Source organism: Oceanidesulfovibrio marinus (assembly GCF_013085545.1).
GTDB classification, from domain to species: Bacteria; Desulfobacterota; Desulfovibrionia; order Desulfovibrionales; family Desulfovibrionaceae; genus Oceanidesulfovibrio; species Oceanidesulfovibrio marinus.
Genome location: NZ_CP039543.1, coordinates 4,645,164 through 4,658,630 on the forward strand (window position 1 = coordinate 4,645,164; position 13,467 = coordinate 4,658,630).

Below are 13,467 nucleotides of genomic sequence, written 5' to 3' on the forward strand. Positions count from 1 at the left end.
TGTTTCGCGAAGAATCTGTTCTGAACGATTGCTACGTGAGCCTGGAGGGCAGCGGAGAGCATAACGGCTCCTCGGCCAAGAACGCCTATGCCTGGGACAATGGCGACGGCCTCCGCGTCTGTCTGGAGCGTCTGGCAGACGGCGGCGTCGCTCATCTGGCCTACTCCGACAACTACACTCTGGACGGCACCATCGTTGTGGAGTCCCGCGGCGGATCGCCCAAGGCCGTGGCCATCGAGGGTAGCGGCGAACCGGCCAGGGGCGGCGACTACGGCCGCTCCGTGCCCTTGAGCAGCGATGCCTGGCCCAAGATCACCGGCACGCGGAGCGTCTCGCAGTTCAATGAAGGCGGCAATACCTTCATCCGCATCGAAGGGGGCATCTCGCGGTTCTCGCTGTGCCGTCTGCGCCTGGACAAGTTCAACACCGTGCTCAGCGTTGGCAGCAGGAATCGGGAGTACGACGCAGTTCAGGGCAATATCGAAGACATCGACGTGGACTATGCACGCGAGGTCATATCTATCTATGGTCCGGACCACAACGCCAAGTTCTCTGGATGGAATGTGAAAAGGATAAACGCGCAGGGTGTGTCCAAGCGTCTTATCCGCGCAGAAGGCCTCTCGAACTCCACGTTGGAGGACATCTATGCCGATACGGTGAGCCAGAGCGGCATTCACTACAAGAATGACTGGGCGTTCCTGATCCATTTCGACGGACCGTCACATGACAACGTTATTCGTAGATTCATTGGAAAGAACCCGATGCAGGAACGCAAGAAGTACGCGAACGGTGATTGCTTCACATGCGAGCGCGACACAAGCAACTTCACGTTGCAGAATGTCATGTGCTTCCATCCGTTGGATGCCGGATTCGATATGAAGGGCACGAATCATACGGTACAAAACGCCGCTGTATTCAACTATGGCAACCGCGCATTCCGTATCTGGAAGGGGCCGGTGTACCTGGATAACGTCATTGCAGCCTTTAGTGGTCTGGGCGAGGAGGTGTCGCAGGCAGCCGGATCGAACGCCGGTATCTGGTCAGGCGGCGAAGCACACGTTTCGCACTATACGTCTCTGAACAATGATACGCCGTGCATGATCGACTACGGTGGGTCAATATACATGAAGGACTCGCTCTACATGCTCACGCAGGGATTTTTGCACGAAAGCCTCAATCCGACGTTCGAGAGTGACGGAAAGTACGAGGAGAGCAATGTCATCCGGCGGGAGGAAGAGCGGGAGACCGACACGCATTTCCCGCAGGACACAGATCCCCAGATCATGCACGGTTTCCGGGTAACGTTCGACATCGTTAAGAAGCAGGGCGTAGGCTTCCAGGGCTTCGACTACACCGGCGAGTAACACGCGCGTTCCCTGCTATGAATATTCTTCTGGTCAATAAGTACTACTATGTGACGGGCGGTCCAGAAAGCTACATGTTCAATGTCACGAGCAAGCTGGAAGAGCTCGGACATACCGTGTATCCATTGTGCCTGGATGTGGAACAAAACATCGAGTCCGAGTATTCGAAGTACTTCATCAGCTCCCCATACCCGGAGCGCCAGAGCCACCATGCGCCGGGCAGCGGCCTGGGCACGCAGGCAAAGCTCTTCCTGCGCTCGATCTACTCCAGGGAAGCGGCACGGAAGACACAGCAGATGATCGACGACTTTGATATCGACATCGTCTACTGCCTCAACATCGCCAACTACATCTCGCCCAGCGTCATTGATGTGGGCAAGAAGAACGGAAAACGTGTCCTGCACCGTCTTTCGGACTACAATATGGTCTGCCCGCAGCAGTACTTCTACAAGCACAAAAAGGTCTGCCTGGAGTGCAAGAGCAGCCTGCTGCGGGCCATCCCGGACCGCTGCGTCAAGCAGTCCCTGCCCGCCACCGTGGGCCGCGTCGTTTCCATGAAGCTGCACCGCCTCCTGAAGCTGTACGAGAAGGTGGACGCCTTCATCTGCCCGTCGTCCTTCATGCGCGACCAGCTCGTGGAGCTCGGCATGGGCGCGAACAGGGTCCACTATCTGCCCAGTCTGGTCAATGTGGACTCCAAGCCGGACGAGCAGGCGCTGCGCTCGGACCGTTCCTACGTCCTCTACCTGGGCCGGCTCAGCGTGGAAAAAGGGCTGGACTATCTGCTGGACGCCATGGACCAGCCCGGCAATGAGGACATCCCCTTGGTGCTGGCCGGCGTGGGTCCGGAGATGGAGGCGTTGCAGGCGCAGGCCAGGGGGCTGAAGAACCGCAACATCGAGTTCCGCGGCTTTGTGCAGCGCGAGGAGTTGGACGAGCTGCTGCAGGGCAGCGCCTTCACCGTGGCGCCGTCCATCTGGCACGACAACTCGCCCATGTCCGTGTTCGAGTCCCTGGCCGCGGGCAAGGCGGTTATCGCCACGCCGCTGGGCGGGCTGCGCGACCAGGTGGGCGACGAGGAAGCCGGCCTGTTTGTGGAACCCAACGATTCGGAGTCATTGGGAAAAGCAATCAACCGGCTGTGGAATGACGACGACCTGCGGGAGACGCTGTCCCGCGGCGCATACCACCGTTTCGCCACGCATTTCGACCCTGAGATGCACATGAGCGGGCTCCTGAAACTGATGACGGCATGACAGGACGGCTTTCATGAAGATTTTCGTGACCGGACTGCGGGGCTTTCCCGATGTTCCCGGCGGCGTGGAGCGGCACTGCGAGGAGCTCTACCCGCGCATCGCGGCCATGGGCCACGAGGTGGTGGTGGCGGTGCGCGCGCCGTACCAGACCTACCCGGAAGGGCAGTGGAAGGGTGTTGTCTTCGAGTCCATCGACAGCCCCACCAGCACGCGCTTCGAGGCCATTACCCACACCTGCAAGGCCATGTTCGCGGCGCGGCGGCACAAGCCGGACATCGTGCACATCCACGCCATCGGCCCGTCGCTCATGGTCCCGGTTGGCCGACTGCTCGGCATGCGCGTGGTCTCCACCCACCACGGCCACGACTACAACCGCGACAAGTGGGGCGGCTTTGCCAAGCGCATGCTCAAGCTGGGCGAGCGCCTGGGCTGCAAATTCTCCAACCGCGTCATAGTCATCTCGGAGAGCATCCGCGACGCCCTGGCCCGGATGTACAACTGCCGCAGGACCACGGTGATTCCCAACGGCGTGACCGTCCGGCCGCGGCTCGACTCCACCACGTATCTGCAAAGCCTGGGCGTGGAGCCCGGAAAGTACGTGCTGGCCGTGTCGCGCCTGGTGCCGGAAAAGGGGCTGCACGATCTCGTGGCCGCCTTTGACAAGATTTCGGGGGACATCAAGCTCGTCATCGCCGGCGATTCCGACCACGACTCCCAGTACCGGCGGAACCTCTTCCGCACGGCGGAGGAGAACGAGCGCCTCGTCATGCCCGGATACGTGCGCGGGGACGATCTGGCCGAGCTTTACTCCCACGCGCGGCTCTTCGTGCTGCCGTCGTATCACGAGGGGCTGCCCATCGTGGCGCTGGAGGCCATGAGCTACGGCCTGCCGCTGCTTTTGTCGGACATCGTGCCCAACAAGGACGTGGGCCTGCCGGAGCGTTACTACTACCCGGTGGGGGATGTGGACGCCCTGGCCCAGGGCATCGGCCGGATGCTCGGCGAGGAGCACGAGGAAGGCGCCTTCGAGCAGATGGTGCGCGAGAAGTACGACTGGGACCTCATCGCCAGGCAGACCGAGCAGGTCTACCGCGAGGTCGCGGGCGGCTAGAGCGAAACATCTACGTCGCTGCCGCCTCGTCCTCGTTGGCGATTCGTATGAACTCCTCCTCGCGGGCCAGGAAAGCGTCCACAATGTCCGGGTCGAAGTGCTTTCCGCTGCCCTCGATGATGATCGTGCGTGCTTCCTCGTGGCTGTAGGGGTCCTTGTAGAGGCGGCTGCTCACCAGAGCGTCATAGACATCGGCCAGAGCCATGAGCCGCCCGGACAGGGGAATGTCCGTGCCGGCCAGCCCCTTCGGATATCCGGAGCCGTCCCAGCGCTCGTGGTGTGTCAGGGCTATTTCTTTGGCCAGGCTTAGGAACCCGCCGTCTTCTCCCTGCTCCTCTTCCGCTGTCTCCATTATCGCGTGCCCGTGCTCGGCGTGCTTTTTCATGAGATCAAACTCGTCCGGAGTGAGCCGTCCCGGCTTGAGCAGGATGCTGTCCGGCATGCCCACCTTGCCAACGTCATGCAGCGGCGCCGAAAGGTAGAGGAGCTCGATGTACTCGTCCGTGATGCCGTGCTTGCCTTCCCTGGCCAGTTGCTCTGCCAGCAGTCGCACGTACTTCTGCGTGCGTTGAATGTGCCCCCCAGTGTCCGGGTCGCGCGTTTCGGTCACGGCGGCCATGGAGGACAACGTGAGGCGCTGCGCGCGGACAAGGCGGACCAGCCGCATCAGGGAACGCCTGTTCTCGAGGATATACAGGATGGTAGACAGCGCCATGAGCAGGGCGAAAGCTACCGCCACTGGACCCGTGGCCGGCATGTATACATGCTTCGTCGTGAGAAAAATGCTGGTGAGCCCCAGGAAAAAGAGCGCGGTGAGAAATGCGCCCAACGCGGCGTATGGCGGCGCCGTGAGCGCAAAGAGCAGGGTGATGAACACCCCGACAGCTACGGTGGCGAGCACGGAGTATGTCGTGCTCCAACCGGGGATGCGCCGCAGGGAACCCGAGAGCGCGTTCGCGATGAAGGTTGCCTGCGTTTCTGCGCCGGAGAGCTGTGCATCCGCTATGGTGTGGTGCAGGTCGTTCAGTCCGGCGGCTGACGATCCGATGATCACATGGCGGCCTTGCAGCGCAAGGGGATCGAATGATCCTGCCATGATGTCCAGGGCGGGAATGGTGCGAATCGTGCCGGCCGCGCCATAAAAGCTCAGGAGCGCCTCGCCGTTCCGGGTGATTGGAATGGCGGCGGCGCCGGCTGTCAGAACAGGGCCGTACAGATCGTTGCGGAGCGATACGGAATGCGTGTTCTGCTGCCGCATGAGCAGCGCCAGGGAAAAGCTGGGATGCATCGAGCCGTCGTCGTACCGGATGAGCATCGGAAGGCCGCGCAGGCGGCCGTCAGGGTCCGGCAGGTGGTTGATGAAGCCGGAGTCCGTCAACCCTTGCTGGATTGGCGGCGTGTTGCAGAGCACGCCTTTGGCAACGGGAAGGTCGAGCTGGCTGAAATCCCCTTCGGTCTGCAACGGATGGAGCGTGCACGAGGATTCCGCCGCCTCGTCGTCAAAGGTGAAGTAGACGGAGCCGACGGCCGGTATCCTGCTGAGTACGTGGCCCAGATAGCCGTCGTTGTCCGTCAGTCCCGGAGGTATGCCGGTGAATCCGATATCCAGGCCGAAATCGCGTCGGAAGCGTTCGCGCATGGATGCCAGCGAGGTCTCGTCTTTTTCGGCGAACAGGATGTCCAGCCCGATGGAGGCGGGATTGGCCTCGGACACGGCGTCCACGAGCATGGCGATGCGATAGCGCGGCCAGGGCCATTGCCCCACGGCCGTCAGTGACCTGTCGTCTATGTCCACGATGGTCACGTGGGTGTTCGCAGCAGGCTCCAGGCTCCATGCGGAGAGCGTGTCGTAAACCAGTGTGTCCGCCACGCGGACCGGGAATGGCGCCACCGCCACGCATATTGCCGCAGCCAGTGCGCCAGCCAGACCTATAAGGACAACAATCCAGAAATAGTGGCCGGAGCGCAGGGAGTCGGGTTCTGACACGGATTCCGTCATCGCAGTGTCAACGCAGGAAAACCTCAACCCGGCGGTTGCGCGGTTCATGTACACCGTCGGGAGTGGGGATCAAGGGATCATTTTCGCCATGGTAGGAAATGAAAATGATGTCTTCCGGAATGTCGTCCCGGACCAGCATGTTGCGAACCTGTTCCGCCCGGCGGCGGGAGAGCGCCATATTGTAGCTCTTCTCGCCTGCCCTGTCCGTGTGGCCGATGACGTTGATCTCCACGTTGGCCTTGCGGTGGATGGCGGCCACGATTTTGGGGAACAGAGCCTGGGAGGCATTGTCGAGCGTGGTGCTTTCGGAGTGAAAGTAGAGATAGTAGCTCTCAGCCGGGGCCGGTTCGGCAGCCAGCGCCACGGCGAACTCCTTGCTGATTGTCCGGGCATCCATCCGCCGGACAGCGGAGGGCGTGTCCAGGAATCCGACACTGGTATAGCTGTCCTGAACGTCTATGACCTGTCTGGCGTTTGCTGTCTGCACCTCCACGGCGCCCACCGTGCCGTTCTCGTCAGGCAGCAGGATGACCGTCGTTCTGGGAGCGCAGCCAGTGGCAAGCAGGCACAGGAGAACGAGCAGAAAGCCATGTCGCATGGAGATTGTTACTCCACCTTGACTAGAAAACGCGTACCCCGGACGCCGACAGTGGCGCGGGGTGTGTGGATCTTCACGGCTTCGTGCTTGAGCTTGCCGAGCCTGCCGGAGGAGTAGACCGCCGATCCGCGCTTCATGAACAGATCAAAGGCGTACTGGTCGTCCACGGGATCGAAACGGTAGTCGTCGATACTGCACTCAGAGCCTGATCCAACGCCGAGCCGTGTGCCGTCGATGAACATGATGCCCACGGAGCCGTCGCTTCCGGTGCGGATGACATCGCCTTGATACAACCGAAAGCCGGGCTCCAGCGGTATGGCCTTGCCATTGTGCACGACAACGGCGTCGCCGGTGGGGGCTTTGGCTGTGGCAACATGGCCTTGGGCGTAAGCCAGGCCAGTGAGCAGCAGTACGGCGGTGGCGATGGACAGTGCGCGTATGACCATGGGGGATCTCCTGGCGTGCTGGTGGCAACCAATAACTCAATATACAGCTCTTGTTGAAGAGCGGCAAGATGTTAGTCCACGCCACGGCCGCGTCAGCTCTGCGCACCGTCCTTGCTCAGCGGCTTGCCGCACCGTTTGCATACGGTCCGCGGCCGGCCTGCCTCGTCTTTGGCGGACTGCACGTGGCCGCACCAGCGGCAGGTCACCTTGCGCAGCAGGTCCTGCACTATCTTGAAGAGGGGGTTCATGCCGTGGTGCTCCTTTTCGTCGCATCATCGGGCCTGAATATGCCCAGGGCGGCGTTCACGTCGGCGCGTTTGCCGAACAGATAGAGCAGGTCTCCGACCTGGAGCCGGAACGTGCCATCCGGGTTGGCCTCCAGCTGTCCATCGCGTCCCACGGCCACCACAGTCAGTCCGTGCTCCCGCCGCAGCGCTGTCTCCTCCAGCGTCTGTCCGTCCAGGGAGGAGCCCGGCTGTATGGTCACGCCGCTTACCTCCATGTCGGCGAACCGCCTGTCCAGGGCGGAGAAGGGCGAGGCAGGGGTCCGTTCGTTCCGCAGCAGGCTGTACCCTTCGGAGCGGATATCCTCGGCCAGGCGCTGAATCTCGTGGCGCGGCATCATGTACCGGCAGAGCACCCGCGTGAAGATCTCGATGGCGGTCTCGAACTCCTCCGGCACCACGTCGTTGGCGCCCAGACGGCGCAGCTCGTCCGTCTCGGTAACGAAGCGCGTGCGCGCCACCACATGCACCGACGGGTTCATCCGCTTGGCCAGCTCCACGATCCGGCGCGTGGCCGCGGCGTCCGGTATGACCACGGCGAGCACCCGCGCGTTCTCGATGTGCGCATGCTCCAGCACGGCCTCCTGCGTGGCGTCGCCGTAGAAGATGGGGGTCCCGTCCCTTTGCGCCGCGCGCACCGTGTCCGGGTTCATCTCGATGATCACGTGGCGGATATCCGCCGCCTTGGCCGTGCGCTCCAGGTTCCGGCCACCCACGCCGTAGCCCACGATGATGAGATGGTCGCAGGCGTCCCGGCATGCCTCGGGTGTTGGCGCCGGCGCTGTGGGCCGGCGCATGAGCGGTGCAAGCAGCCGCCACGAGGCCATCCGGTCCGCCACGGCCGGAGAGAAGCGCATGGCAAAGGGCGTCAGCGCCATGGTCGTAATGCTCGCAGCCAGGAAAAGCTGGTAGGCGTTGCCGCCGATCACGCCGCCGGACAGGCCGGTCTTGGCCAGGATAAAGGAGAACTCGCCCACCTGGCACAGCGCCAGGCCGGCCAGAATGGCCGTGCGCAACGGGTAGCCCAGCACCATGGCGGCCGAGCCCGCGAGAATGGTCTTGAGCACGATGATGGCGGCCACGACCAGCAGCACCAGGGGCAGGTGCGAGAAAAAGTAGGAGATGTCCATCAGCATGCCGATAGATATGAAAAACAGGCTGGTGAACACGTCGCGGAAGGGAATGACCCCTTCCAGGGCGCTCAGGCTGAACTCCGACTGGGAGATGATGAGCCCGGCCATGAACGCGCCCAGGGAGAGCGACAGCCCTACGGCGTAGGTGAGGTAGGCGACGGAAAGGCAGATGGCCAGCGTGGTGAGCAGGAACAGCTCGCGGCTTCTGGTGCGGACCACATGCAGCAGCACCGTGGGCACCACGTAGCGCGCCAGCAGCAACACCACCAGCAGCGTGGCCGCGGCCTTGAGCCCTAGCAGGGCCAGCGAGGAGGCGAGGCTGGCCTCCTGCCCGGCCAGGAACGGCACCATCAGCATCATGGGCACAATCATCAGGTCCTGGAAGATCAGGATGGAGAGCGCGATGCGGCCGTGGGGCGCCTCGATCTGCGAGCTTTCCTGCAGCAGCTTGAGCACGATGGCCGTGGAGGAAAGGGAGACGAGGAAGCCGACAAAGAGGGCTTGGCTGGTGGTAAGGCCGAACAGCTCGGAAATGCCGAAGAACACGGCGATGGTGGCCAGAAGCTGCACCGCGCCGCCCAGGAAGACCGGCTTTTTCAGGCGCACCAGCTCCTCGGCCGAGAGCTCCAGCCCGATGGTGAACAGCAGAAGGATGACGCCGACCTCGGCCATGATCTCGACCTCGTGCAAGGCGTCCACCAGGCCGAGGCCGTGCGGACCGGCCAGGATGCCCGTGAGCAGAAAGCCGACAATGGCCGGCACGCGGAGCTTGTGAAACACGAAGATGACCGCGATGGACAGGCCGAATATGACAACGAACACGTTGAGAAGCATTTCCATGGGAACGGAATCTCCGGGAATATGTGCGGGGGGAATCAGTCTCTGGGAGTATACAAGACGGGTTGGAAAAGCCAAGGGGTCATATGGGTCCTTCCCTGTCTCGTCTCCCAAAGGCGCATGATTTTCGCGCTGGTGACAAAGTGGGCGGATGAGAGTAATCAGGCTCGTCGGACATCGGCCCGCGATCGCCTGCGGGCTATCCAGCCGCCGCGGCGGCTCGTGTATGTTTCTTGCATAAAATCCCCAGGGGCGCCGGGGGCGGAAATATTCTCCTGCCGGCTGCAACCCCAGGGCCATTCAATAGCTTTTTGGATTCCAACGAAGGGTCGGATGTCATGATGGATCGTGAAATCACGCTCGATGGCTTTGCCGTCAACGATAACTCGCCATGCTATGTGGTCGCGGAGATCGGGTTGAACCATCAAGGGCGGCTCGATATCGCTCTGCAGTTGATGGACGCCGCCGCGGAGTGCGGCGCGCACGCCGTGAAGTTTCAGAAACGCGACCCCAGGAAGCTGCTCACGCGCGAGTTTTATGAAGCGCCGTATCCGGGCGAGCACAGCCTGGGCGCCACCTATGGCGAGCACCGCGAAGCCCTGGAGCTGACCGCGCAGGACTATGCAGCTATCCTGGAGCACGGCCGCACGTTGGGCATCACCGTGTTCGCCACGCCGTTCGACGAACCCAGCGCGGACCTGTTGCACGAGCTGGGCATGCCCTTTTTCAAGATCGCCTCGGCCGACCTGAAGAACCGGCCCCTGCAGGAGCGCGTCGCCTCATTCGGCAAGCCGGTCATCCTCTCCACGGGCGGCGGCGCCATGGAGGACGTGCGTCGGGCCTATGGAACCCTCACCGCGTCCGGCGTGGAGGTGGCCATTCTGCAGTGCACGGCGTGCTATCCGGTGCGCGACCTCGCCACCATGAACCTGCGCGTGATCGACTCCTACCGCCGGGTGTTCCCCTGTGTGGTGGGGCTCTCGGACCACGAGTGCGGCGTAATCATGCCGCTGGCGGCCTTCGGGCTGGGCGCGCGCATCGTGGAAAAGCACTTCACCCTGGACCGCACCATGCGCGGGCCGGACCACAAGGCCTCGCTGGAGCCTGCCGAGCTGGCCGAGCTGACCCGATCGCTCCGGGACGCGCACACCGCCCTGGGCGACGGCATCAAGCTGCCCCAGACGTGCGAGGCCCCTGCCATGGAAAAGCTCTCCAAGAAGATCGTGGCGGCGCGCGATCTGCCCGCCGGACATATCATCAGCCTGGACGACCTGGCCTACAAGTCGCCGGGCAACGGCGGCCTGCCGCCTGTGGATGCGGACGCCGTGCTGGGCCGGGCGCTCACTCGGGGCCTCGGCGTGGATGACGCCGTGACCTTCGACCTGCTGGCCCCGCGCCGCGAGGGCGTATGATCCGCGAGCAGTTCGCGCAGGGCGACTCCTTTCTGCACCGGCTGGACCCGCGCGCCAAGCTCATCGCGGCCGTGGCGCTGTCCGTGGTGCTGGCCCTGGTGCAGACATTTCCGGCGGCCGGCGCCGGCCTGGCCCTGGGCATCATCCTGACCGTGCTGGCGCGGCTCGATGCCCGCGAGGTGCTCCGCCGCCTGCTGGTGGTCAACGCCTTCATCCTCTTCATCTGGCTGCTGATGCCGCCCACTTACGGCGGGGCCGCCGCGTTCCACCTTGGGCCCATACCCTACAGCCGGGCAGGCATCCGGCTGGCCGCGCTCATCACCCTCAAGTCCAACGGCATCGTGCTCATGCTCATGGCCCTGGCCGCCACATCCACCCTGGTGGACATGGGTCGCGCCATGGAGAGCCTGGGCCTGCCTGCCACGCTCTGCCGGCTGCTGCTCTACACCGTGCGCTACCTTTCGGTCATCGAGGACGAGTTCCACAGGCTGGCGCGCGCCGCAGCGTTGCGCGGCTTTGTCCCCAAGCTCAGCATCCACACCTGCCGGACCTACGGCAACATGATCGCCATGACCATGGTGCGCAGCTACAACCGCGCCAAACGCGTGCACCAGGCCATGCTGCTGCGCGGCTTCAACGGCCGCTTCGTCAGCCTGCACACCTTCTCGTTCCGGGCGTGGGATGTGTGCTTCACCGCGGTCGCCATTCTGACCGCCGTCGGCCTTGCGGCCATCGAGCTCGCAGGCTAAGAGAACCCGATGTCCGCGCCGCTGTTCGAAATCCGCAACGCGACCTTTGCCTATCCAGGAGCCGAGCCCGTGCTCCGTGGCTGTGACTTCCGTTTCAACGGCAGCCGTCAGGGCATTGTGGGCGACAACGGCAGCGGCAAGACCACGCTGCTCCTCATGGTCATGGGGCTGGTCACGCCGCAGTCGGGCGGGGTGTTCTTCAAGGGTGAGGAGGTGACGGACGAGAGCGGTTTCGCCGCGCTGCGCCGCGCCGTGGGCTACTGCTTTCAGAATGCGGACGACCAGCTCTTCTCCCCCACCGTGCTGGAGGACGTGGCATTCGGGCCGCTGAACCTGGGCAAATCCCAGGCCGAAGCGCGGGATATCGCCATGCAGACCCTGGAGCGTGTGGGCCTGGCCGGTTACGGGGAGCGCATCACCTACACCCTTTCCGGCGGCGAGAAGCGGTTGGCCTCCCTGGCCACGGTGCTGGCCATGCAGCCGCAGGCCCTGCTGCTGGACGAGCCCACCAACGACCTGGACCCGGCCACGCGCGACAGGCTGGTCGAGGTGCTGCGGACCATTGACATCCCCTTTGCGATCATCTCCCACGACTGGGACTTCCTCGACCGCACCGTAGACTCGCTCCAGATCATGGAGAAGGGCGCGCTACGACCGCTCAGCAAATCCGCCCTGCACACGCACACCCACGTACACACCGGCGGCGACGCGCCGCACGACCACGACCACCTCGACAGCTGAGCCCTGCCGGGCCGCGCTGCCTATCGATGCATAAATTGCTCACGCACCCGGGGAACGAATCTCCGGAGTGATGCGTCACGTCCGAACACAGGAACGTCGGTCAGCAAGAGGGGATGGCGCGCTCTGCGCGCAACGAAATGCCGCCAATGATGGGCGGAAGGGCGATGGATGGGGAAGAGCCGTTAGTCTTCGGCGATCTCGTTTTCGTGCCGCTCCACAGAATCGAGGCACTGGAAAAAATCGATCACGCAGGGGATGCGCAGGGAGTAGAAGACCTGCAGGCCGCGGCGTTCGTCCTTGACGATACCGGCTCGTTTCAGCACACCGAGGTGCTTGGAAACGGTGGAGATGTCCACCCCTACGAGATTGGTGAGATCGCGGACGTTTTTTTCCTCACGGTAAAGAACGTCCACGAGAAATAATCGCGTGGGGTGGGCAAGTGCCTTGAGGATGCCTGCCTTGGCCTCAAACTCGCTGGGAATGCGGAGCGGAGTGAAAGCAGATTCGCTTTTTTGGGCGTAGTGCGGTGCCATGGATGGGAAGGTATTCCAGGCGTGTGGGAGGGTCAAGAAATTTTATTCTGACAAATGTGACATACAAAAGTCCCGCGTCCATTCACCTCTATTCGTTGCACTTTTCCGGTACATTTCGGGCAGGCCGCGCCTTCTTGACGGTGGGGAATGAGCCATGAAGTTGGAAATTGTGACGGGTCGGCTTGCCTGTCTGCCGCCTCTTTGAGCACGCGCTGCGTCACACCGTGCAGCGTACGCAATGTGTCTTTGTCTATTGATTTCACCTGTGATTTTGGGTGGATGCCGGCCTGGAAAAGTATCTCATCGGCGTAGACGTTGCCTACTCCGGCGATGAGCGACTGGTCCATGAGCGCGGATTTGACACCGCCACGGCGGTTTTGCATCAGCTCCACAAAGCGATCCGCGCTTACGCGCAGGGCGTCTTCGCCGAGTTTCTTCTCGTTCACGTACGCATCCACGTCGTCCGTGAGATCCACGAAGCCGAGCTTGCGCGGCGCGATGTAGCTGAAATGGAAACCGTTCTCCAGCTCGAAGTCGGCATGCGTGTGCTCCGGGTCCTGCGGCGTTCTGGCATAACCGAAGTGGCCGGTCATGCCGAAGTGGAAGACCAGCCATTTTTTCTCCACGCGCGCGAAGAGAAACTTGCCGTGGGTGCGGGTCTCTTCCATGGCGTTGCCCGTGGCGGCGCCGGCCACGGCCTGGACCGTGGTCCCATGCTTCAGGACCGCTTCATCCACATGGGTGTGGGCAATGGGTTTGTGCAGCGCCGTGGACTCCAGATAGTCTGCAAAGGCGTGTACGTCCGGCAGCTCCGGCATGGGGCGGCTCCTGGTTGCTGTGAAGAGTCTGCAGCCAGAATACCCGCGGCGGCGCGAGCTGTGGAGGGGACATCTCGGGGGATGGCGCAGCCGGAACCTACAGCCGCATTACCCGCAGCATGGACCGGGCAGGATGGCCGGAGAGGTCCTGGCTGTATCCAGAATTATAGACAGACACGACGCCGG

The 13,467-nt window shown here is 62.9% G+C and carries 13 protein-coding genes; 6 read left to right on the forward strand and 7 right to left on the reverse strand.

The genetic code is table 11. The features are described 5' to 3' along the window. Positions 1-35: 35 nt before the first annotated feature. The 3 genes from E8L03_RS20305 to E8L03_RS20315 are packed head-to-tail and all read left to right on the forward strand — an operon-like array spanning position 36 to position 3,731. Complete coding sequence (locus tag E8L03_RS20305; RefSeq protein WP_171268350.1) at positions 36-1,364, forward strand: hypothetical protein; 1,329 nt, start codon at positions 36-38, stop codon at positions 1,362-1,364. Between the two features lie 17 nt (positions 1,365-1,381). Then, positions 1,382-2,620, forward strand: coding sequence for a glycosyltransferase family 4 protein (locus E8L03_RS20310; RefSeq protein WP_171268351.1), 1,239 nt, complete (start codon positions 1,382-1,384; stop codon positions 2,618-2,620). A 13-nt stretch (positions 2,621-2,633) separates the two neighbouring features. Continuing rightward, a complete protein-coding gene (locus tag E8L03_RS20315) occupies positions 2,634-3,731 on the forward strand; it encodes a glycosyltransferase family 4 protein (RefSeq protein ID WP_171268352.1) in 1,098 nt (365 codons plus the stop codon). 10 nt (positions 3,732-3,741) lie between these two features. Here the strand turns inward: E8L03_RS20315 and E8L03_RS20320 are convergent, their stop codons facing one another. From E8L03_RS20320 to E8L03_RS20340, 5 genes are all read right to left on the reverse strand, one after another. Then, complete coding sequence (locus E8L03_RS20320) at positions 3,742-5,718, reverse strand: CHASE2 domain-containing protein (RefSeq protein ID WP_171268353.1); 1,977 nt, start codon at positions 5,716-5,718, stop codon at positions 3,742-3,744. Positions 5,719-5,737: 19 nt separating this feature from the next. Then, entirely contained in the window at positions 5,738-6,328 is a 591-nt protein-coding gene (locus E8L03_RS20325) for an OmpA family protein (protein WP_144306692.1), read from the reverse strand. 8 nt (positions 6,329-6,336) lie between these two features. Next, positions 6,337-6,774, reverse strand: coding sequence for a FecR family protein (locus tag E8L03_RS20330; protein WP_144306691.1), 438 nt, complete (start codon positions 6,772-6,774; stop codon positions 6,337-6,339). 92 nt (positions 6,775-6,866) lie between these two features. Next, positions 6,867-7,022, reverse strand: coding sequence for a hypothetical protein (locus E8L03_RS20335; RefSeq protein WP_153307175.1), 156 nt, complete (start codon positions 7,020-7,022; stop codon positions 6,867-6,869). Further along, positions 7,019-9,031 carry a monovalent cation:proton antiporter family protein gene (locus E8L03_RS20340; protein ID WP_171268354.1) on the reverse strand — a complete coding sequence of 671 codons (2,013 nt, stop codon included), beginning with the start codon at positions 9,029-9,031 and terminating at the stop codon, positions 7,019-7,021. Before E8L03_RS20340 ends, E8L03_RS20335 begins: the two co-directional genes overlap by 4 nt. Before the next feature lie 335 nt (positions 9,032-9,366). Here E8L03_RS20340 and E8L03_RS20345 point away from each other — a divergent pair, with 335 nt between their 5' ends. From E8L03_RS20345 to E8L03_RS20355, 3 genes are read left to right on the forward strand one after another with little or no spacing between them, the layout of a single operon-like run. Further along, the gene (locus E8L03_RS20345; RefSeq protein WP_244963600.1) at positions 9,367-10,440 is read left to right on the forward strand and encodes an N-acetylneuraminate synthase family protein; all 1,074 of its coding nucleotides are present in this window, start codon (positions 9,367-9,369) and stop codon (positions 10,438-10,440) included. Further along, positions 10,437-11,189 carry a cobalt ECF transporter T component CbiQ gene (gene cbiQ, locus E8L03_RS20350; protein ID WP_144306688.1) on the forward strand — a complete coding sequence of 251 codons (753 nt, stop codon included), beginning with the start codon at positions 10,437-10,439 and terminating at the stop codon, positions 11,187-11,189. The genes E8L03_RS20345 and cbiQ overlap by 4 nt, the downstream gene beginning before the upstream one ends. Before the next feature lie 9 nt (positions 11,190-11,198). After that, positions 11,199-11,930: an energy-coupling factor ABC transporter ATP-binding protein gene (locus E8L03_RS20355; protein ID WP_144306687.1), complete on the forward strand. Its 732-nt coding sequence runs from the start codon at positions 11,199-11,201 to the stop codon at positions 11,928-11,930. Positions 11,931-12,112: 182 nt separating this feature from the next. On the opposite strand, the gene E8L03_RS20360 is transcribed toward E8L03_RS20355, so the two are convergent. Both E8L03_RS20360 and E8L03_RS20365 read right to left on the reverse strand, forming a co-directional pair. Next, entirely contained in the window at positions 12,113-12,463 is a 351-nt protein-coding gene (locus E8L03_RS20360; RefSeq protein ID WP_144306686.1) for an ArsR/SmtB family transcription factor, read from the reverse strand. A 32-nt stretch (positions 12,464-12,495) separates the two neighbouring features. Next, positions 12,496-13,281 carry an Fpg/Nei family DNA glycosylase gene (locus tag E8L03_RS20365; RefSeq protein ID WP_171268355.1) on the reverse strand — a complete coding sequence of 262 codons (786 nt, stop codon included), beginning with the start codon at positions 13,279-13,281 and terminating at the stop codon, positions 12,496-12,498. Between the last annotated feature and the right edge of the window lie 186 nt (positions 13,282-13,467).

Bases quoted from the DNA above. Each gene is read 5' to 3' on its own strand.
- E8L03_RS20310 (WP_171268351.1), top strand. From the start codon at position 1,382: ATGAATATTCTTCTGGTCAATAAGTACTACTATGTGACGGGCGGTCCA.
- E8L03_RS20315 (WP_171268352.1), top strand. From the start codon at position 2,634: ATGAAGATTTTCGTGACCGGACTGCGGGGCTTTCCCGATGTTCCCGGC.
- E8L03_RS20325 (WP_144306692.1), bottom strand. From the start codon at position 6,328: ATGCGACATGGCTTTCTGCTCGTTCTCCTGTGCCTGCTTGCCACTGGC.
- E8L03_RS20330 (WP_144306691.1), bottom strand. From the start codon at position 6,774: ATGGTCATACGCGCACTGTCCATCGCCACCGCCGTACTGCTGCTCACT.
- E8L03_RS20335 (WP_153307175.1), bottom strand. From the start codon at position 7,022: ATGAACCCCCTCTTCAAGATAGTGCAGGACCTGCTGCGCAAGGTGACC.
- E8L03_RS20340 (WP_171268354.1), bottom strand. From the start codon at position 9,031: ATGGAAATGCTTCTCAACGTGTTCGTTGTCATATTCGGCCTGTCCATC.
- E8L03_RS20345 (WP_244963600.1), top strand. From the start codon at position 9,367: ATGATGGATCGTGAAATCACGCTCGATGGCTTTGCCGTCAACGATAAC.
- cbiQ (WP_144306688.1), top strand. From the start codon at position 10,437: ATGATCCGCGAGCAGTTCGCGCAGGGCGACTCCTTTCTGCACCGGCTG.
- E8L03_RS20355 (WP_144306687.1), top strand. From the start codon at position 11,199: ATGTCCGCGCCGCTGTTCGAAATCCGCAACGCGACCTTTGCCTATCCA.
- E8L03_RS20360 (WP_144306686.1), bottom strand. From the start codon at position 12,463: ATGGCACCGCACTACGCCCAAAAAAGCGAATCTGCTTTCACTCCGCTC.
- E8L03_RS20365 (WP_171268355.1), bottom strand. From the start codon at position 13,281: ATGCCGGAGCTGCCGGACGTACACGCCTTTGCAGACTATCTGGAGTCC.